Genomic DNA, 20,170 nt, shown 5'->3' with positions numbered 1-20,170 from the left:
TGAGGCCCGGAAACGAAGGGAAAAATATTCGAAGGATTTTAATTGCGGAGGGATTGCATCGTGAGCAGCCTGTTTTTATTGTTGCTGTTTGTTCTCAGTTTGGTATATCTATTCATGAAACATAGAGGAACCATTCGGCGTTCCCATCCACTTGCGGTCACAGGGATTGTTGTCTTGTTTTTGATGGCAGCTGCAGCAGCATTTATATCCTTCTACTATGGTGGGCAATGGCTTGCGGGTCGTGTTGAAAGTATTTTTCTATTGGTGATTTTCCAGTTTGTTCTGCTGTTTGTGCTTATCGCTGTTTGTCTCGGCATTTTGACTGCGGTTCTTAAGCGAATGGAAAGTCAACAAAGATAAAAAAGCGGCATTTGCTTTTATGCAGATGCCGCTTTTTCAAAAGAAGAGGAGGATCATTATGTTTTTGCATTCCAGCCTGAGCAAGCAGACTGGGGAATCTATATAAAATCTCGGCGTTCGGGGGAGGTGGCCACCGAGATTTGTTTGTCTTGTGATCAGGCTTGTTGGTCCTGCTGTGTTAATGCTACGGAAGTACGCTGCTTTTTGCCGTCTCGGTAATAGATGATATTCACCTTGTCGCCGACTTCTGTTTCATCATAGAGATATTTTTTCAAATCAAGCATGGAACCGATTGTTTGGTCGTTAACATGCGTGATGACGTCGTATTTCTTCAAACCTGCCTTTTCTGCAGGGGATCCAGTTTGTACCTGTGCAACGACGATTCCTTCTTCTATATCTTCAGACAGATGCAGCGTATCCTGTTTATGTTGCTCCGGTACAGTGGCCAAATCCATGGCACTTATTCCAACAAATGGGCGGGAGACGGAACCTTCTGTTTCAAGCTGTTCGATGATTGGCTTGGCTGTATCAATCGGAATGGCAAACCCAATTCCTTCTACTGCTCCTTGGGCAATTTTCATCGAGTTGATGCCGATTAATTCCCCGCTTCCATTCACTAGTGCTCCGCCGCTGTTGCCCGGGTTGATGGCAGCGTCGGTTTGAATAACTTCTGTCGTCCAATCTGCTACCCCATCCTGATTAGAATCTATTTCAACCGATCTCTCCAACCCGCTGATGATTCCTTTGGTTACAGATCCGGCAAATTCCATGCCAAGCGGATTACCGATGGCAATCGCGGTTTCTCCTACATTGAGGTTAGCGGATGACCCAAGGGTGGCGACTGTATCGACCTTGCTGCCGTCGATTTCCAAGACAGCCAAGTCGCTCAATTCATCACTTCCAAGAATCTTGGCGTTGACTGTGCTGCCGTCTTGTAAGTACACTTCTACTTCGCTTGCCCCTTCAATAACGTGGTTGTTGGTAACCACGTAAGCCTTGCCGTTTTCTTTCTTATAGATGACGCCCGAACCAGTCCCGGCTTCTTGTGTGTCATCAGGCTGTTCCCAGAAATTTGCCGTTGTTTTCTGCAAGTTGGAAACTCCGACAACAGCTGACGCAGATTTTTCAAGGGCGCTTTCCACCTCCGGATCGTCCGACGTGTTTGTCGTCAAGGTGATATTGTCATTGTCAGCGGATGCCGAGCCTGTTTGCGTATCGGCATTCTGGCTTTCAGAATTTAAGGCTTGTAATGGTAGAATATTGGTATAGATTAATAACAAACCTATAATGGCGACAATCAATCCGCCAGTGATGCCGCTGATAAGATATCCTTTTTTGCTTGAATTGTGACTATGGGGCTGTTTGCCTGCTGGTTTTTCTGGCTGGATATTCACCGTTTGTTCTTTTTCCATGTATAGCTGTTTTTCATTTTCTTGGTCGTGTTCGTGATCATACTCATGCTTATGGTGATGTTCATTTTCGTGCATGTAAAATCACACCTTTCTCTGTACTATTTATTTGTTAAGGATATTGCTTTTGTGTCTACATTTCCTATTGTAAGCAGTGGTTCCGGCAGTCCTTTGGTAAAATTGTGTAAAAAGTGTGGAATGATGAAAGGAGAATCGACAATCGACTGATAGATGTGACAATATAACGAGTAAGGAGGCGGTTCGGATGAAGCACAGCATTGTGGTAGTGGAAGATGATAAAAACATTCGTAACATCGTATCTGCTTATTTAAGAAAAGATGGCTACCAGGTAACAGAAGTGGAAAGTGGAGAGGAAGCATTGACGATATGGAAAAACGATCCGCCAGATATGTGGATTCTCGATATCATGCTTCCGGGAATTGATGGATATGAATTATGCAAAACCATCCGGCAGGAAAGTGAAGTACCGATTATCATTATTTCAGCAAAGGATGAAGAATTGGATAAAATCCTGGGATTGGAATTAGGCGGAGATGATTATTTAACCAAGCCGTTCAGTCCGAGAGAGATGGTTGCCCGGGTCAAACGACTATTCAAACGTGTAGACAGCATTCGTCCGGAAAAAGCCAATGATAAAAAAGAAGCACTTCATGCAGGCGGTCTGGTTTTATACCCTGTGGAAAGACTGGTCGTATGGGAAGGGGAAGAGGTGGAAATAACCGCTAAAGAATTTGAAATATTAAATATCTTCATTACCAACCAAAACCGCGCCTTTTCAAGGGAAGAATTGCTGACCAAAGTATGGGGAGAGGATTACTTTGGCAGCGACCGTGCCGTAGATGATTTGATTAAACGGCTGCGGAAAAAGATGGACGGACTTCCGGTTGAAACGGTTTGGGGATATGGTTATCGGTTAAAGATCGAGAAAGAGGAATCAAAATGAAGCTCCAATCCCAACTTAATATTGCCTTCACAACTTTATTGGTTGTAATCATGTCTGTTGCTGCGTTTACCATTTATTCTCTTATCCTGAATTTACTGATCCACAATGAACAAGCGCAGCTTGAGAAAAACGGCAGGATCATTACAAGTATGATCAATGAATCACCTAGTCTCAATATGCAGCAGTTATCGGGACTGTTGGAGGATTTGAAGCTGCAGGGCATCTTTTATTACCGAAGTGGTGGATCAGAAGATATGATTATTACCAATTTGCCCCGTGAAGTAGCAGAGAACTGGGTGAATAATTATGATTTATCGAAAAATGAACAGCCGTTGTGGAAAGCGGGAAACAATCGTTATGTAGTTTCCAGGATGAGTTTTTCTCCTCGCTATCCGGCCTGGGAACTGATTCTGGTGACGCCGATCAATGATTTGCAGGCGGTTCAGCGGAATTTTATCCGGACCTTGCTCGTTGTATTTGCTATCGGTATTCTGGTAGCGGTGTTGTTGAGTTATTATCTGACCAACCGTTTGGTTACACCGTTGACAAGACTGAAGGACCAAGTAAAAAAAATCGAAAAACGCCAGTTCCATGAGATTCAGTCGGTGAATGCAAGCGGTGAAATAAAAGAAGTGGAAGAAAGTGTCATGGAAATGGCTCAGGAACTCGAACGATACATTCACTCCCAGCGGCAATTTTTCCAGAATGCCAGCCATGAGCTGAAGACCCCATTAATGACCATCCAGGGTTATGCCGAGGGGATCAGGGACGGTATATTCGAACGGGAAGAATCGGAACGGGGACTTGATGTGATGGTGGCAGAGATCGGCAGATTAAAAAAGATCATAAACGAAATGATTTTACTGGCCAAGTTGGATAGTGAAGAAAACATTTACCAGGAAGAAAACATAAAAGCTGCTGAATTAGTCACACTAACGGTGGAGAGAGCAATTCCGCTGGCTAATGAGAAGAACGTGAAACTGGAGACGGCAAGGGTAGAAGATGCCGTGCTCACGGCAGATAAAGAAAAGCTGCTGCAGGCGACCATGAATATTGTGGCTAATGCTATCAGGCACGCTGATTCTGTTGTTACCATCAGTGTGGAAAAAGCGGAAAACGTCATTATCAGAATAGCCGATGACGGCCCCGGCGTACCGAAAGACTTAATGCCGCAGCTGTTCCATCGTTTTGTCAAAGGAGAGGGCGGCGAAACAGGCTTGGGCTTGGCTATTTCCAGGGCGATCATCGAACGCTCTGGTGGACGGATAACGGTCGGTACCTCCAAAAGCGGTGGGGCGTTGTTCTCTATCTATTTATAATATCAAAAATTATAGTTAATACTTTTATTTACGTGGCAAAAAGGGAATGGTATACCATCTTCTTGTTGTTTGTGTTACAATAGATTGGTTGTAGTCGGAATGTTGAATTCGATACAAAAGAGGAGAGTATATTCATTATGCAATTAAGAGAAGATCTTCGCAATATTGCCATCATTGCCCACGTTGACCATGGGAAAACGACGTTAGTGGACCAGCTGTTGAAGTATTCTGGAACCTTCCGTGAGAATGAACAGGTCGATGAACGTGCAATGGATTCAAACGATTTGGAAAAAGAACGTGGAATAACGATTTTAGCTAAAAACACAGCTATTAATTATAAAGATACTCGTATCAATATCTTGGACACACCTGGTCACGCTGACTTCGGTGGAGAAGTAGAGCGGATCATGAAAATGGTCGATGGTGTATTGCTTGTCGTCGATGCATATGAAGGTTGTATGCCGCAAACACGTTTTGTATTGAAAAAAGCACTGGAGCAAAAACTGACTCCGGTTGTTGTCCTTAATAAAATTGACCGTCCGAATGCTCGTCCGGCAGAAGTCATTGATGAAGTGCTGGATTTGTTTATTGAACTTGGCGCAGATGATGACCAGTTGGAGTTCCCGGTTGTCTATGCTTCCGCATTGAACGGGACTTCCGGTAATGAACCGGAAGAACAGGAAGAAACGATGGAGCCTGTTTTCTCCACCATTTTGGAACATATCCCGGCCCCAATCGACAATTCTGATGAAGGGTTGCAATTCCAAGTAACGCTTCTTGACTATAACGATTACTTGGGAAGAATCGGTGTCGGCCGTGTTTTCCGCGGATCGATTAAAGTTGGCCAGCAGGTTGCACTGATGAAAAAAGATGGTTCCGTTAAATCATTCCGCGTGACCAAGCTGTTTGGCTTTATCGGGTTGAAACGGATTGAGATTGAAGAAGCGAAGGCTGGAGACATTATCGCGCTGGCAGGGATGGAAGACATTAACGTCGGAGAAACCGTCTGTCCACAGGATCAGCAGGAAGCCTTGCCGATTCCGCGTATTGACGAGCCAACCTTGCAGATGACCTTCGTAGTCAACAATAGTCCTTTTGCTGGTAAGGAAGGGAAATATATTACGTCCAGAAGAATCGAAGAACGCTTATTAACTCAATTGGAAACAGACGTCAGCTTGCGCGTTGAACAAACAGAATCACCAGATGCCTGGACCGTATCAGGGCGTGGTGAATTGCATTTATCGATCCTGATTGAAAACATGCGTCGGGAAGGCTATGAGTTACAGCTTTCGAAACCGCAAGTAATCATTCGTGAAATTGACGGTGTTCCGTGTGAACCGGTTGAACGAGTTCAAGTCGACGTACCAGAAGAACATCAGGGTGCTGTCATGGAATCGCTTGGTTCCCGTAAAGGTGAAATGCTGGATATGGCCAATCACGGAAATGGACAAGTCCGTATGGAATTTAAGGTTCCTTCCCGTGGATTGATTGGTTATGCAACAGAGTTTATGACGCAAACGAGAGGATATGGCATCATCAACCACACCTTTGATTCCTATGAGCCTGTCCTTCCGGGACAAGTCGGCGGCAGACGCCAGGGTGTACTGGTAGCATTGGAAAACGGCAAAGCTTCCACCTACGGCATCATGGGTCTGGAAGACCGGGGAACGATTTTCGTAGAACCCGGAACCGATGTATATGCAGGGATGATAGTTGGCGAGCACAACCGTGACAACGACTTGACTGTCAACATTACAAAAGAGAAACATCTGACCAACGTTCGTTCAGCAACGAAGGATCAGACAGCAACTATCCGTAAAACACGTACGCTAACCCTTGAGGAAGCAATTGAGTATTTGAACGATGACGAATATTGCGAGGTAACACCGGAATCCATTCGTCTTCGTAAAAAAATCCTTAACAAAAACGAACGTGAAAAAGCGGCTAAAAAGAAAAAAACCGTTTAATAAAAGACTGGAAAAACAGCGGCTCTTCAGGAGGCCACTGAAAAACTGAAGGTCTTTGAAAAGTAGAATTTAAAAAAAGCGGTCTGTATGGAATTTAATTTCCATACAGACCGCTTTTTATCTAATTTCAATGATTTGTGCCCTCTATTCCTTCATTAGTTTAACGATTCGTTTTTCGATTGGCCCTTGGTAATCCCACGATGAGCGTTCGGTGGTGACGCCTGCGGGAACAGCGCGAGCCGAAGATCCACTTGGTCAGTGATCTTCTTGACCAAGTTAGCTGAGGCCGTGCCCGCGGCAAGCATCCACCGACAAGCGATTCGCGGAATCAACAACGAGCGTTAACAGCCACTTTAGATTAAAAGGACTTTTTCAGTGGCCTCCTCTTCAGCCGCTGTTTTTTTATGCGTAAAAAAGGCGCAGGTCTGGCGGAAAGCAGGGGTCAGTGAAAGGAAAGACTCTTCGCAAACAATAGAGGAGTCTCGAGAAGTCCGATGCTGCTCCCGAAAATGGCTGTCTGAACCCCTTTCCTTATAGAAGGGTTTTTCAGGTTTCCGGAAGGGTTAATGGCGGGAAGGGTCGAACAAAAGAGGAGACGATCAACTGCATTCAAGGGGTGATATAGACGTGAAAAAAGCAACGTTAACAGGAGTGGTTTTCTTCCTGGTTGCTGTAACTGCAGCTTGTTCAGATTCCGCCAGACCTGAAAATAAACCATCACAGGATAATCAATCAGCCGAGCCATCTTCTGACAGCCAACAGGTAGAGACAATTGCTACAGAACTGGAAGAGCCATGGGAAATCGTGAAATGGGAAGACAGCATTTTTATAAGTGAACGAACTGGAGCCATCGTGGAGATTTTACCGGGGGATGGACGGGCAGCCAGAAAACCAGTCGACCTGAAAGAAGCTTTGGCCGAACAGCCTGAAGCCGGCTTACTTGGAATTGCATTTCCGGACTCTTTCTCAGAGGATAGAGTAGCTTTTGTTTATTATTCCTACTCAAGCGGGCAAGAGGTGTATCAACGGGTAGCCAAGATCAAAGAAGAAGCAGACGGCTGGAAAGAGACGGATATACTACTCGACAAAATCCCGGGAGGACAAGTTCATCACGGCGGGAGAATCGAAATCGGGCCGGATGATAGGTTATATGTCACGGTGGGGGATGCTACCAATCAAAGTGCTGCTCAAAACCTAAAAAGTTTAGCAGGAAGTATTCTGCGGATTAATCAGGATGGCAGTATTCCCGCTGATAATCCTGATTCTCATTCCGTCATTTATAGCTGGGGACACCGGAACCCGCAAGGTTTGGCTTGGGATGACCAGGGTACATTATATGCAACAGAGCATGGAAACAATGCTCATGATGAAATCAATAAGATCGAAGCTGGGAATAATTATGGTTGGCCGGAAATAGAAGGGGACCAACAAAAGCCGGAAATGAAAACCCCTGAGAAACATTCTGGGGAAGAAACTTGGGCACCATCTGGAATGGATTATAAAGATGGGACCTTTTTGTTTGCAAGCTTGCGGGGAGAAGCTCTACGCAGCTTTGACCCGAAAACAAACAGTCAGCAAGTGGTGGTGGATGGATATGGCAGAATCCGGGACGTTCTTGCAACGGAAGAAGGCGCCTACTTTATTACCAATAATACGGATGGACGGGGCACGCCGGCAAAGCAGGATGACCGGCTGCTGTTTTTGGCGGATGAGTGACGACTAATAAAGGGTTATAAAGAGCAGAAAGGAAATCGACATGTTAAGATTTGTACGCAGGCTGAAGTTCCTGTTTAATTTCAAAAAATCGTTGCCATTTTTAAAAGATTTCTTTTTATCCAAAGAGGTGAACATGGCAACCAAAGGTTTATCGGTATTGCTTATCATAGGATATATCGTTTTCCCTTTTGATATTATTCCCGATTTTCTAATGGTTTTCGGGGTTTTCGACGATGTAGCTGTTGCGGGTTTTATCCTGCAGCGGATGGTGAAGATGGCCCCGGAAAGCCTGAAGGAAAAACACGGACTATATAAAACATAAGTCAAAATCCTGCCTGTCCAGGCGGGATTTTTTTGGCTGGAACTATAGGGAAATACATAATTATCGGTATCTCTCTTGTTTTCTTTTGAAAATTTAGAAACGGAATGAATTGACACTTTCAAAGGAGAGTCATACACTGAGGTAGTGATAGTTTTTCCTTAGGTAAACAAAAATGCACATGGCAAAATAATGATTCATTGCGTGGAAATAGATGGTGTAAAGGAGATGTCTTTGTGGCGGAATGGTTTTCTGAGTTAAGTCCTGTGTTACAAGCACTGGTTATTACGATATTTACCTGGGCCAGTACGGCTTTAGGAGCTTCTTTTGTTTTCTTTACCAAGAAAGCCAATCAAAAACTGTTTGATAGTATGCTCGCATTTGCTGGCGGTGTCATGATTGCCGCTAGTTTTTGGTCTTTGCTGGCCCCGGCGATTTCGATGGCAGAAGAGCAGGGATATCAGCCAGTCGTTCCTGCGGTCACCGGTTTTTTGCTTGGCGGATTGTTTTTGATGCTGGTGGATCGGATAATGCCGCTTATAGATGAACGGTTATATTTCCGGGACATTAAAGATAAAAAGGCGAAGCGGCGGACCGCTATGCTCGTCTTCTCGATCACCCTGCATAATATTCCGGAAGGGCTCGCGATTGGGGTGGCATTTGGCGCCTTGTCATCTGAGTTCACTACTACTTCCTTGTCAGGAGCCATCGCATTGGCGATAGGGATTGGCATTCAAAATATCCCTGAAGGCACAGCCGTTTCCATGCCGCTGCGCAGAGACGGGATGTCGAAATGGAAAAGCTTCTACTACGGTCAGTTTTCCGGGATGGTAGAACCGGTGGCGGCTGTTGTCGGCGCTTTGGCTGTTGTCTTTATTCAGCCGCTGCTTCCTTATGCTTTAAGCTTTGCAGCCGGAGCGATGATATTTGTAGTCGCAAAAGAAGTAATTCCCGGATCACAGGAGAAGGGCCATATCCAACTGGCTACGATGAGTTTGATGATCGGTTTCGCCGTGATGATGATATTAGATGTTGCCCTGGGGTGATAGAAATCTGTCATGCTGAGGGTTAACCTTTCCAGAAAAGAAAAAAAGAGACGGACCTTGCGTAATGGTCCGTCTCTTTGATCTATCTGGTCCCTGGTTTTATTTACACTTCGCGGCGCATGGCCTTTAATACATCGATGTTTGTTGCATGGTTTGCCGGACGCAAGCCGGATAGTATAGTGACAATCAAACAGATACCGACGGCGATCAAGACAAGTGTCCAAGGTATCAAGGAGAAACGCAGCTCTGGGGGTAATTCTTCCTGAAATGCACTTTCAAGGATTAAAGGAAGTCCAAAGTTTACGGCCATACTGACGATATAGGCAATAACGGTACCGATCAAAGCTCCGGACAGGCCAATCAAACTGCTTTCCAGTATGAAAATCCGTTTAATGGTCTTCGGTTTAGCACCGATTGCTTTCATGATCCCAATGTCCGGAGCCCGTTCGGTTACAGCCATGGTCATCGTGTTGTAGATGCCGATGGAGGCGATTAAAACAGCAATAGTACCAACGATGATCAGTCCGGTTTTGACAATCGTGAATACCATGTTGACCTGCTCCATTTCATTTACGACCGAATAAGAAGCATAGTTTTCGTTGTCCAGCTGGTCGGAAATTTCTTTTACCACTTCCATGTTTTCTGCATATATGGTTACCTGGTCATAGAAGTCCTCTTCTCCTTGATCATAGGACTCACCCTGACCTGGCGTTACAATCATCCCTCGATTGGTCCCTGTAAACGCCTCGACCTCCTGTAAAACGGACTCAGAAATATAGACATCCCGATCTTCAGCCCATTCCCTGGCAGGGGCTTCGGTAATTCCTGTAACAGTCAAAGGGATGGTATGAGACTTTTCTTCATTGTCCTCCATTTGAATGACCTTCATTTCTATTTCTTTTCCGATTAGGTCCTCGTCATACCGATATTCCTCTTTTATCTGTCCTTGTTGATCCACCAGCTCTTCGTCACTGTTAGATTCATCTATCAGATAGGAAGCGAAATGATAGCCGACAATTATTTCGTCGTCCTTTTTGGGGAGCCGGCCTTCTGACAATTCCATTCCCGCTTTAAGTTCAGAGGGGAAGTCGGTAGTCTTCGCTATCGACTGGGTTTGGTAGCCATTAACCGAGAAGACAGGCGATTGCTGGATCTGCTTGTTACGAGTGACGGCTTTAACGCCATGGAGGGATTCCATATAGTCGATATCGCTATTTTTCAATCCTTCGTAATTACCATCGTTCTCTTTTCCGTGTACCTGTATTTCTGTTACAGCCCGATCCTGCAAGATATTCTGTATCAAGGAATCATGCAGGCCGAAACCGACTGAGGCAAGGACAATGAGAAAAGCACAACCAATTGCTGTTGCCAGCATGGTCATGAACACGCGGACCTTGTTTTTCTTCATGTTTTGCCTGACAAATTGGATTTGGTCTTTAAACTTCATGGAGAACCTCCCCTTCTACCAAAGCGCCATCTGCTAACTCAATTGTTCGGTTCCCGATGCGAGCAACCTGGTCATCATGAGTGATGATCAGAAAGGTGATTCCTAACTCATTGTTTAGTTGTTGAATAAAATCCAGAAGATTTTCCTCTGTTTCACTGTCAAGGCTTCCAGTAGGCTCATCCGCCAGAATCAAAGGCGGATTTAGTACAAGGGCACGGGCAATGCTTACTCGTTGCTGCTGCCCGCCGGAAAGCTCGCTTGGATAATGGTCGCCATGGTTTTCCAATCCAACCTTACGAAGCGTAACTTCCACCATGTTTTTTCGGTCTTCCTCTGTCGTTCCCCGTAGAATTAAGGGGAGCTCTACGTTTTGATAGGCTGTCATGCTCGGAATCAATTGGAAATTCTGAAAGATGAAACCGACATTTTGTAGACGGAAAGCGGCAAATTCTGATTCATTTAAATCGGTCACTTTGGTGCCGTTAATCCATATTTCCCCTTGAACAGGTCGGATAAATCCACTGATCAAATGAAGAAGCGTTGATTTACCGGAGCCGCTCCGTCCTTTGATTGATACAATTTCTTTTTCCTTTACCTGAAAAGAAATGTCTTGTAAAACAGAGAGGATTGTTTTGTCCCCCTTTTTGCCAAGTTCAAAGTGATGGTATAAATTTTTTACCGTGATCACATATATTCCCCCTTCTAGCTTGCTCACTTTATAGACGGTTAAGATTGGAAATCGACAACAAAGAATTAAGAAAAAAGTCGGGTTTTTGCAGGAATAGGGAACGTTTGTTCGGTTTTGTGTTATACTAGCGATAGGATAGGCTGTTCTCGGAGGGCGGGTCGGCTAGCTCCCATACCAGGGAAGAACGGGGGTGATGCCAGTGGAGACGTTTGAGGTGTTCATGGTTATGTTTTCGTTTGGAACCTTTCTCATTGCGTTGTTCACATTGGTGATTAAATTAACCAATAAAAAATAGACCTCCCTGCCGGTAAAAAGGGAGAGGTCTATTCACCAGGCCGATCCCCTGAAGGAACGGCTATCCTTGGCCGCAGTTGCAGCTACGGCCTATTTCAATCATGTTATCTCTTATTATGATACCACATTTTGTTTTTCTTTTGATAAAAAACACTTGAAAAAGGGAAGAAAAAATTTCGTGTATTTTGTCGGGTTTTCAAGGGTTTCCCTGTCGCGTTTTCAGATGGCTTTGATCAAAACTCATAAAAATGGCTGTCCAAAGTCTTTTGAGCTTTGGACAGCCATTATAGAAATCAGGCTATTTCAACAAATCCGGGTTTTCGTTTTTTGCTTCTCTAACTTTAGAACGGCGATACCCGCCGGCAATGTCTGCCTGCTTGAATTCCTTCGCATAACGTACTTCCTGTGCATCGGATAATTGGTACCCTTCTCCTCGAATCGGCTGATATTGCGTCTTTTTTGCCATCACGGTCATCCTTTCCTTGGATTTGGGGTTTCCGTATACCTCTACCCCGGGTGATTGCTTGTCTAAACATCAAGGTGTAAAAAGTGCTTGCATAATCTGTTTCAACCTCTGCTTTTCCTTCGGTTATCCAACGGGCATCGAAGCAAGATGATCCATCCCAAATTGCCAAATATGTAGTCGACCTTGCGCAAGCTTTCAACAAATACTATGCAAGCACCCGTATTCTGGAGGAAGGAAAGTGGAAAGGGCAACGTTTGGCACTAACTTTTGCCGTGTCCGTTGTCCTTAAAGAAGGGTTGCGTTTGCTGGGAATACAAGCTCCGGAAGAAATGTAACCACCAAAAAGGCTGTCCAACACGTTTGGCCAGCCAAACCCGCTTAACCTTTTGTCCATAATTCCATCAGGGGCCCATCTTCTGCAAATACAGGATCCAGATCGGGGACCGGCACATCCGCAATTTTTTTCAGCGCTTGATCCCTTTCCTCTGGCTTCCCTGTTAATAAATCGTGTTGAGCTCCGTCTGGATATGCTCCAACAACTTTGAAATCAGGACTGGCTTCGATTTTCTTATGACCGACACCGGCTGGAATGATCACCACATCGCCTGCAGCGACTTGGATATCTTTTCCTTGTTCACCTCCAAAAGCAATCATGGCTTTCCCGCTGATAACGCCCAGGACTTCATGGGTGTTACTGTGAAAATGGTGATAATCGAATACACCACCAGTCCAGCTATTCCGCCAATTATTCCCGCGTAAGATCATTTCACAGTCGACTACCCGATCCAATAACACTTCTGGATAAACAAGTAACGGAAGGTCAGGGTTGTTCGGGATTTTGCCGTCATCCGAAAATAGGAACGTGGATATTCTATCTCGTGTCATCGTATCACTCCTTTAGCAGAATAGTTCCACTATCTCGGTAGAGTGAAACGGGTAAAAAGCTGCTTGCAACCATAGGAGCGTATAAAAGAAGTTTCTTGATCAGTGAGGGTCCGGGAGCCTTGGCGATGTTGGGTCACAGTCAGGGGGTTCCGTCTGGCTGGATTCTGCCAGCTTCATCAGATAGTAGCACTCTTCCCGGTACATGTGATCTGCCATCAAACCGGAGAACGTTCCGAGTACTGTTTCCGATAATTCCATTTCTTCCAGTTCATGCAAAAACGTCTTGAATAGATTGATTTCGATTTGCACATCGCTGTTAAATCGATGCAAAGCAGGAAAAGATTCAAGGTTGGCCCGAAGATAGCCGGTCAGCTCGACGGCTTTTATATAGAATTGATCAAAATGTCTGCTAAAGTCTTTGCTCTTTTTCTTTAGTCTTTTTTCTACTCCGTCCAGCTGATCATTGATGGCGCCTGCATGACCGGAAGCATCAAGAAGCCACACCAAATGGTGGTGAAGCTCGTGGAATATCGGCGGTGCCTCGCCCTGTTTCAAATAATGGATGACGAGTTGGTATTCTTCCAATTCATTTACCATGTGATTAATAAACGTAGGTGTCAGATGGATGCCGATTTTGCCGATTAGATGGCGTTCAATGATGGATAGCTTAAAAGTTTTCATTTCGTCAACGGCAGATTCGGCTTGTTTTGTAAAGGCGATGACATTTGTATTGGTGATCGTTTCGGTTTCCTTTAGCAATGTATCAAATCTGTTAACGAAATGCCTGGACAATTCAATATCCTTTTTCTCCGAAGGATATAAGGAGTCGCGGATAAAGCGGGCATGATCTCCCAAAACCTGCAGCCAAAAACGATGCTCAAATAATGCACTTTGAATAAAATCCCCCACAGCACTTATCCCCCTTCAAATAAGTATCAATTAAGTGTATTTACACGATAATTGGATTATCACTAGTTTTTCTAAAGGGGGACAGTCCCCCATCGCAGTAACACAACGTCGCGCTAAAGCGACAGTGTGGTGGGGGACTGTCCCCGGAATCTGGTTCTAATCAAGTGAAAGAGTGAAAATCCATATAAAACTGGACGCTTTTTTGGTATGATATTTTCTGTAACAAGTCGTTAATTAAAGGAGACCATTAGGATATGGAATGGAAAAATATTTATCGAGGACTGTTAATGGGGGCAAGTGATGTGGTACCCGGTGTCAGCGGCGGAACGATAGCAGTAATCCTGGGAATCTATGATCGGCTGATTGCTTCTGTCAATGGGTTTTTCAGCAAGGAATGGAAACGGCATTTGGGCTTCTTGTTTCCGTTGGGTGTTGGAATCATCGGGGCAATCCTGCTGCTGGCCAATGTGATAGAATGGCTGTTTGATCATTACCCAGGTCCTACACAATTCTTCTTTCTCGGATTAATCATTGGCGTCTTGCCCTTTTTATTTCATAAAGCAGATGCAAAGCATAACTTTAAAGTAAAACATGTCATCCTGCTTCTGGTTGGCGCAGCTCTTATTGCCTCCATAGCTTTTTTTCCTGCAGAAGAGCCGGATCAGATTACCAATCTTGATATTGGTACATACGTGTATCTGTTTTTTGCAGGTTTTATCGCAAGCAGTGCGATGGTCCTCCCGGGAATCAGTGGATCTTTGATATTGTTGATTATCGGAGCTTATACGACCATCATCCATGCTATAAAAGATTTTCAATTGGACATCATCTTTGTGGTGGGGGCCGGTATTCTAATCGGAATAGTGGTCATGAGTAAAATAATCCATTATTTTATGGCGAGGTATCCTTCAGCTACCTATGCGCTGGTGATCGGACTTGTGATCGGTTCTGTGGCAGTCATTTTCCCCGGCTGGCCGAAGGATCTGGAGTTCGTGATCATCAGTATCATCGCTTTTGCTGTTGGTCTCGCTGCAGCGGTATTGCTTGGCAGGGTCGAGTATTCGTAATACAGTAATACCTTTCACTTAAAGGCTCGCCAATCGGCGAGTTTTTGTCTTTATAACAAAACGACTATCCGAAATGGAAATTGCTACGCTCTCCTAAAGTGGAGCTTCTCCTTAATTTTTATAAAGCGTTCACTCGCAATAAGAGACATTCAAGCGTAAAACTTGAATAACATTGGGACGGGTGGTAGTTTTATTGCAAAGAAAGGGGATGGAAAAAAAGATGGAAGAAATCAAAACACGCGAACAGTTCAATGAGGTAATCAATTCTGCAGAGCCTGTAATCGTTAAATTTTATGCGGATTGGTGTCCGGACTGCAAACGGATGGACATGTTTATTGGGGATATTCTTGAAGAGTATAATCAATATAAATGGTATCAAGTGAATAGCGATGAAGTAAAAGGACTGGCGGAAGAGCATGAAGTAATGGGGATTCCGAGCCTGCTTATTTTCCAGAATGGAGAAAAGCTTGCCCACCAGCATAGTGCCTACACGAAAACTCCCGAAGAAGTACAAGAGTTTCTCGGCCAGCAGTTAGGCTGAACACCACTACGGAACCTTACCGTCAAACGGTAGGGTTTTTTACATACAAGCGGTTATTTTTTAGGTTCCATCCTGAAAGTGGTGATGCCCTCTGTCGGAATGGCGGTTCGTATAAAATGTAAAAGTAAAAACCTGAACGTTTAAAGCCTAAAGTTTTATGGCGGAAGTCGAATAAAAAGCCTCTATAGAGCGAAAAAGCCTAGCAGAGGAAATATAAGCGAGACTCTTGCGGAAAAACGGACGAACGAGACCCCGCACAAGTGGGCTTAACTAGGAGGCTCAATAACAGCTTATTTATAATAGAATCATTTGCAATGCAGCCAAGGGAGGGAATACACATGATCAGAAAAGCGGAGGAAAAGGACTTAAACCGGATTATGGAAATTGTACAGGCTTCGGTCAGTAAAATGAACCAACAAGGAAATTATCAATGGGATGATACTTACCCGCTGCCAAGCCATTATCAGGGGGACATAGCTGCCGGGGAGTTATATGTCGTGGAACAGGATGGGAGGATTGTCGGCACCGCCTGTCTCAGTGAAAAAGAACATGACGAATACCCATCGGTTACTTGGCGAAGTCATGCAAAGGCGATAACAGTCAAACGGGTGGCGGTTGATCCACAATATCGTGGCAGGGGAGTTGCCAGCAGTTTATACCACCATGCAGAAACGGTCGCTGCCGAACAGGGGCTTGATTACATAAAGACCGATACGTTTTCTAAAAACAAGTCAGCACGTAAGTTGTTCGAAGCAAATGGCTATCACTATTTACAGGAGAAGTTAGTGGAAGAAAAAAATGATTCCTTACGCTACTATGATAAATTACTGTAAAAAAAAGCGGGAAATTGACCTCATTCCATTAGGAAGGAGAGTCCGTTTCCCGTTGTCAATTCGAGCCTGGCATTTGCCAGTTGCCATGTATTTTCTTTTGGATCTTCCAAATCATAAACCAATTGCAATTGGCTGCGGGCCTTCTCCATGTCAGGGACACCTAGTATGACCTTCTGGATTGTAACGTCGTTGATGGACTCCGTAGGGGCTGTATTCCCGCTACCACTCCACTCAATCAAAAAGGGGAGATGGAGAACGGCATCTCCTGTAGGAAACAGCATTCGCCACTGCAGCATGGTACCATCCTTTTTGATCCGGCTGCCTGGAAGTGGCCCGGTGTAAGGAATGGAGTGCCTATGGAAGTGCTCGATAAATTTATCCATGTTGTCCGTACGTAGTGCGAATTGCATGGCGTTCCCGGCGGAAGGCTTGTTCAGATGCTTGAGCAAGTCACCGATCAACGGATTATCTGCCTGTTTTGCTTTTTCCAGGTCAAAGGGAGAAAGCCACTCCACGTAGCATGAGTTTTGTAAGTAGCCGAGATAATTGTAAGTACCCCATTGATCATGGGTGCCGTCTTCCATCGCAAACAGATGTGATTCTTTGCTTTTGGCCTTTGCGTCTTCACAACCAATAATCATGTGGTCTAGTGCCAGCATTTCTGTCCACCTCCAGATTTGCCTTTAGTGCGAGACGATTCCTGTCAAAAATGCGGCAGGCTGAAACGTACCTTTGTTGCGGTGAAAAATTTGCCGCCAAGGGACGAGGTTTTCTTTAATTGGTGTTACAAACGGAGTGCCGGCTTGCTGATACCCTATTTCGCTGTCGACAATCCATTCTCCTGCAGTAGCCCCTGAGGCGATACCCTGGTAAACATCCATGGAAAGACCGAGTTCAATCGGACGCAGTTCCAGATTTCCATTCTCGTTCATTATCCATAAAGAAGGGATCAATTTATTTTTGGCCAATTGACGGGTGAAAACGGTGGTTGCATCCAGTTCTTGTTCGGTAATAATATCCAGGTCCGCATGGTATCCGGCTAGCAATTTTTCTTCCGGCTCTTCGGGTGTTTGGCCGTTTGTTGTATTTGTATCTTCTAATTCATTGGGTTCAACTGCTTCAACTGTTTCATCTGCTTCAACTGTTTCATCTGCTTCATCGGCTCCATCGGATTCACCTATTTCGTCGGTTTCAACCGTTGTGGTTTCTGCTGCAGTATCTTCGTTTTGGTCCTGTTCTTCCTCGAACTGCACGTGAAAACGGTAATCGCTCGGCTTCTTATGATCAACTTCTTCGGGAACGTCAGCTAGAAACTGGATGGTGCCATTCAAATGGAGAGCCGCATCGGAAATCGAAATCTGTACCTCCATACCTTGTTCAATCATTTTTCGCTGTCCCTCCGGTATGGTTCCCTCAATGTATAGATCTTCACTCGATACAATAGTCAACGGATTTACCAAGGACTGATTCAATTCCGTAACAATGCCAGCGACTGGACTTTCAATTGTAATCGTATCGCCCCCTGCAGCCAGATCAGAAAGCTGTGTTTGGGTGCTGTTAAGCGCTGCCTGCTTTTCCGCCAGTTCAATTTGTTTTTCGGCTATGTATTGTTCCTTTAAATATTTTGCTTCCTCTGGTGAAGATGTCTCCGGTTCTGTTTCCGGTTCCGTATATAATCCTGGCTCAGCTTCCGATTCAAACGGCGAAACTGACTCGGGCAAAAAAGATTGGATAGGTGCTGATTCGGAAATTTGATAGGCGTTTATTTGCGCGATCGCATTTTCAATCGCAGCAATTTCCGCTTCCAGCTGTTCCCTTTTTTGCTCGAGCTTTGCTTCTGTCTCCTGATAGTCATTTACTTGATATTCATACAAACCGTCTCCGGCTTGCACATGATCTCCTTTTTCAACCAGAAAACGAAGGAAACGGCCTTGTTCATCATCGAAGTAGACCGGGGTTTCTTCCGCAGCTGTCACTACTCCATTGGCAGAAGTGGTGTGATACAAATCATGTGTGAAAATCTGCGTCCATTGGTTCACATAGGATTTTTTTTCGATCGCTTGGTTTGAATCGAAAATCACCAGCAATAGATTAATCCCTATAAATAAGAGTACGGCAGGAATCACAATCCTTTTTTTGATTTTTTTCCGTGGCATCCTATTTCCCCCTTTCGGTAATCAATTCAACTAAATACATACCATCTGTCGAAAAGATTGCAGCACTGATCCAATAAGCCAAGTGGAGCAGCAGCACACCCGTCCACACCCAACGTAAACGGACAGAACTAAGATAGGAAATACAGCGAACTTGAAAAAAGATGATCCATAGTTGGAAAAGGGATACAGCACCGAAAAAATAAATCAAAAACGGGATGTCTGTTATGTAGGAAGCAAGGACTCCGAAGGATAGCGGAGATACTTGCCAATCTAAGCCGGCATAAACAAATAACGGTATCCATAGGACTCTTTCTACTATCAAGGCAAGTAAAACGACCAGTTGGATAACCAGCAGCTTTTGGTAGCTGATTTGGTATGCTGCAAAAAAAATCAGTGATGGAATGAACAGAATAAATAGAGCGAATAACAATCCGTATAACAGCCTGCCGACAAAAAACCATACCTTTGATAACTCATATTCAATCGGGTCACTGGCCAATGCCTGCGGTGACAATGGAGCCGATCCGATTCCCAGCCAGGCGCTCCATCCAAAAACAACGATAGAAAGTCCGGTCAATAAAAAAAGCAACTTTATAATGTTGGTTATTTGTTCAGCCTCTTTGATGCGAAAGAGATGGTCCTCGGTATTTAAAAGCAGCTTGATCAAATGGCTATGATAAATCATGAAGTCATCCCCTATTATTTCGATTCGACTATTATTCTCTTATTTTATCTTAACTTTCCAAAAAATTCTAATAGAATCACAAAATACGTCGAAAGTCCTGTTAAGCAGTTTCGTTAGCATACAGTTGTTTTGACAAGTGCATAAAAAGGGAATCTTATACGAAACAAACTGGTTAAAAGAAAAGTGAAAGCGAGTGTAGCGTGTGAATCGTTTTGAATCTGGCCTTTTTTTATATAATGGAAATAAAAAAGAGGAAGCGGAACAAAGTTTGCAGCAAGCCTTGCCGGTTTTGGCAAAAGCAATCGGCAGTCTGCATGTCGTTCAAACGGCAAGTTTGGAAGAGCTTCATGAAATGTGTAAGACGTATGCTTCCGAAGTGGATGTGATAATCATCTTAGGGGGCGACGGTACGGTTCACGAATGTCTCAATGCTATTGGTGGATTGAAAAAGCGACCTGCAGTAGGTATCCTGCCGGGCGGCACCTGCAACGATTTTAGCAGAATGCTGGGGATGCAACAAAATGTGAGACAAGCAGCAGAAGCGATCGTGAATGGGCAAATCCGCTCTGTGGATGTCGGGTTGTCCGATTCGAAGTATTTTTTGAATTTTTGGGGCATCGGTCTTGTTGCGGAAGCTTCCATCAATATTGATAAGGCGCAAAAGCGTCGCCTGGGAGTATTGAGTTACTTTTTAAGCACACTTCGAAGCATCAATCAAGCCGAACCTTTTGCCTACCGGATCAAGGCGGATGGGAAGGAAATGGAAGGAGAGGCAGTCTTGATTGTGGCTTTAAATGGAAAGTATATTGGCACTCGGGAAATCCCGGTATCGACCATCAGCCCTGAAGACGGCAAGTTGGATTTGCTGGTAGTCAAAAACTCCAGTCTTGCTATGTTTCGAGAATTGATGATGATGAATCAGGAAGCAGTGGAGACAGACGCTTTAACAGAACTTTCCTATTTACAAGTAACCCAAGCGGAGATTGAAGTGAAGGGAGAGGATGAACGGCGAGTCGATATGGATGGGGAAATCGACGGATCTGTTCCTGCCCATGTGCAAATTTTGCCCTCTCACGTGCAAATGATTTTTAATGAATGA

At 44.5% G+C, this 20,170-nt stretch carries 21 protein-coding genes and 1 pseudogene; 13 read left to right on the top strand and 9 right to left on the bottom strand.

Annotated features, from left to right (window positions below; genetic code table 11):
• Positions 1 to 60 precede the first annotated feature (60 nt).
• Positions 61 to 360, top strand: coding sequence for a hypothetical protein (locus tag BN1067_RS03070; protein ID WP_053217443.1), 300 nt, complete (start codon positions 61 to 63; stop codon positions 358 to 360).
• Positions 361 to 515: 155 nt separating this feature from the next.
• On the opposite strand, the gene BN1067_RS03065 is transcribed toward BN1067_RS03070, so the two are convergent.
• Positions 516 to 1,847 (bottom strand): S1C family serine protease, encoded by a 1,332-nt coding sequence (locus BN1067_RS03065; RefSeq protein WP_053217442.1) that lies wholly within the window; start codon positions 1,845 to 1,847, stop codon positions 516 to 518.
• Positions 1,848 to 2,034: 187 nt separating this feature from the next.
• Here BN1067_RS03065 and BN1067_RS03060 point away from each other — a divergent pair, with 187 nt between their 5' ends.
• The 6 genes from BN1067_RS03060 (at position 2,035) to BN1067_RS03035 (ending at position 9,100) form a co-directional block, all read left to right on the top strand.
• Positions 2,035 to 2,733, top strand: a complete 699-nt coding sequence (locus BN1067_RS03060) for a response regulator transcription factor (protein WP_053217441.1) — start codon at positions 2,035 to 2,037, stop codon at positions 2,731 to 2,733.
• Positions 2,730 to 4,052, top strand: coding sequence for a sensor histidine kinase (locus BN1067_RS03055; RefSeq protein WP_053217440.1), 1,323 nt, complete (start codon positions 2,730 to 2,732; stop codon positions 4,050 to 4,052). Before BN1067_RS03060 ends, BN1067_RS03055 begins: the two co-directional genes overlap by 4 nt.
• A 137-nt stretch (positions 4,053 to 4,189) precedes the next feature.
• Entirely contained in the window at positions 4,190 to 6,019 is a 1,830-nt protein-coding gene (gene typA, locus BN1067_RS03050) for a translational GTPase TypA (protein WP_053217439.1), read from the top strand.
• Between the two features lie 627 nt (positions 6,020 to 6,646).
• Positions 6,647 to 7,735: a PQQ-dependent sugar dehydrogenase gene (locus tag BN1067_RS03045; protein ID WP_053217438.1), complete on the top strand. Its 1,089-nt coding sequence runs from the start codon at positions 6,647 to 6,649 to the stop codon at positions 7,733 to 7,735.
• Between the two features lie 40 nt (positions 7,736 to 7,775).
• Positions 7,776 to 8,057, top strand: coding sequence for a YkvA family protein (locus BN1067_RS03040; protein ID WP_053217437.1), 282 nt, complete (start codon positions 7,776 to 7,778; stop codon positions 8,055 to 8,057).
• Between the two features lie 233 nt (positions 8,058 to 8,290).
• Positions 8,291 to 9,100 carry a ZIP family metal transporter gene (locus tag BN1067_RS03035; RefSeq protein WP_053217436.1) on the top strand — a complete coding sequence of 270 codons (810 nt, stop codon included), beginning with the start codon at positions 8,291 to 8,293 and terminating at the stop codon, positions 9,098 to 9,100.
• Between the two features lie 103 nt (positions 9,101 to 9,203).
• Here BN1067_RS03035 and BN1067_RS03030 read toward each other — a convergent pair whose 3' ends face one another.
• A complete protein-coding gene (locus BN1067_RS03030; RefSeq protein WP_053217435.1) occupies positions 9,204 to 10,547 on the bottom strand; it encodes an ABC transporter permease in 1,344 nt (447 codons plus the stop codon).
• Complete coding sequence (locus BN1067_RS03025; RefSeq protein WP_053217434.1) at positions 10,537 to 11,235, bottom strand: ABC transporter ATP-binding protein; 699 nt, start codon at positions 11,233 to 11,235, stop codon at positions 10,537 to 10,539. The genes BN1067_RS03030 and BN1067_RS03025 overlap by 11 nt, the downstream gene beginning before the upstream one ends.
• A gap of 193 nt (positions 11,236 to 11,428) precedes the next feature.
• Here BN1067_RS03025 and BN1067_RS03020 point away from each other — a divergent pair, with 193 nt between their 5' ends.
• Positions 11,429 to 11,530, top strand: coding sequence for a putative holin-like toxin (locus BN1067_RS03020; protein WP_074600627.1), 102 nt, complete (start codon positions 11,429 to 11,431; stop codon positions 11,528 to 11,530).
• Positions 11,531 to 11,827: 297 nt separating this feature from the next.
• Here the strand turns inward: BN1067_RS03020 and BN1067_RS03015 are convergent, their stop codons facing one another.
• The gene (locus tag BN1067_RS03015; protein ID WP_110943278.1) at positions 11,828 to 11,995 is read right to left on the bottom strand and encodes a YfhE family protein; all 168 of its coding nucleotides are present in this window, start codon (positions 11,993 to 11,995) and stop codon (positions 11,828 to 11,830) included.
• A gap of 113 nt (positions 11,996 to 12,108) precedes the next feature.
• Here BN1067_RS03015 and BN1067_RS03010 point away from each other — a divergent pair.
• Positions 12,109 to 12,330 (top strand): annotated as a pseudogene (locus BN1067_RS03010) (DALR anticodon-binding domain-containing protein); the annotation flags it as partial.
• A 43-nt stretch (positions 12,331 to 12,373) separates the two neighbouring features.
• Here the strand turns inward: BN1067_RS03010 and BN1067_RS03005 are convergent.
• Complete coding sequence (locus BN1067_RS03005) at positions 12,374 to 12,880, bottom strand: cupin domain-containing protein (protein ID WP_053217433.1); 507 nt, start codon at positions 12,878 to 12,880, stop codon at positions 12,374 to 12,376.
• Positions 12,881 to 12,979: 99 nt separating this feature from the next.
• Positions 12,980 to 13,789 (bottom strand): DUF2935 domain-containing protein, encoded by an 810-nt coding sequence (locus BN1067_RS03000; protein ID WP_053217432.1) that lies wholly within the window; start codon positions 13,787 to 13,789, stop codon positions 12,980 to 12,982.
• 254 nt (positions 13,790 to 14,043) lie between these two features.
• Here BN1067_RS03000 and BN1067_RS02995 point away from each other — a divergent pair, with 254 nt between their 5' ends.
• The 3 genes from BN1067_RS02995 to BN1067_RS02985 all read left to right on the top strand — a co-directional run bounded on the left by BN1067_RS02995 (position 14,044) and on the right by BN1067_RS02985 (position 16,230).
• Positions 14,044 to 14,856, top strand: coding sequence for a DUF368 domain-containing protein (locus tag BN1067_RS02995; protein WP_053217431.1), 813 nt, complete (start codon positions 14,044 to 14,046; stop codon positions 14,854 to 14,856).
• 220 nt (positions 14,857 to 15,076) lie between these two features.
• The gene (locus BN1067_RS02990) at positions 15,077 to 15,397 is read left to right on the top strand and encodes a thioredoxin family protein (RefSeq protein ID WP_053217654.1); all 321 of its coding nucleotides are present in this window, start codon (positions 15,077 to 15,079) and stop codon (positions 15,395 to 15,397) included.
• Between the two features lie 338 nt (positions 15,398 to 15,735).
• Complete coding sequence (locus tag BN1067_RS02985) at positions 15,736 to 16,230, top strand: GNAT family N-acetyltransferase (RefSeq protein WP_053217430.1); 495 nt, start codon at positions 15,736 to 15,738, stop codon at positions 16,228 to 16,230.
• Positions 16,231 to 16,250: 20 nt separating this feature from the next.
• Here the strand turns inward: BN1067_RS02985 and BN1067_RS02980 are convergent, their stop codons facing one another.
• From BN1067_RS02980 to BN1067_RS02970, 3 genes are read right to left on the bottom strand one after another with little or no spacing between them, the layout of a single operon-like run.
• A complete protein-coding gene (locus tag BN1067_RS02980; RefSeq protein WP_053217429.1) occupies positions 16,251 to 16,889 on the bottom strand; it encodes a VOC family protein in 639 nt (212 codons plus the stop codon).
• 24 nt (positions 16,890 to 16,913) lie between these two features.
• The gene (locus tag BN1067_RS02975) at positions 16,914 to 18,386 is read right to left on the bottom strand and encodes an efflux RND transporter periplasmic adaptor subunit (RefSeq protein ID WP_053217428.1); all 1,473 of its coding nucleotides are present in this window, start codon (positions 18,384 to 18,386) and stop codon (positions 16,914 to 16,916) included.
• A 1-nt stretch (position 18,387) separates the two neighbouring features.
• On the bottom strand, positions 18,388 to 19,071 hold the full coding sequence (locus BN1067_RS02970; RefSeq protein ID WP_053217427.1) for a hypothetical protein: 684 nt from the start codon (positions 19,069 to 19,071) through the stop codon (positions 18,388 to 18,390).
• A gap of 202 nt (positions 19,072 to 19,273) precedes the next feature.
• On the opposite strand from BN1067_RS02970, the gene BN1067_RS02965 reads away from it, so the two are divergent.
• Positions 19,274 to 20,170: a YegS/Rv2252/BmrU family lipid kinase gene (locus BN1067_RS02965; protein ID WP_053217426.1), complete on the top strand. Its 897-nt coding sequence runs from the start codon at positions 19,274 to 19,276 to the stop codon at positions 20,168 to 20,170.

Origin of the sequence: Virgibacillus senegalensis, from assembly GCF_000821245.2 — a bacterium.
Taxonomy (GTDB): Bacteria; Bacillota; Bacilli; order Bacillales; family Amphibacillaceae; genus Sediminibacillus; species Sediminibacillus senegalensis.
The sequence above is the reverse complement of the archived record's forward strand: the minus strand, read 5'-3'. Positions and strand labels throughout refer to the sequence as shown.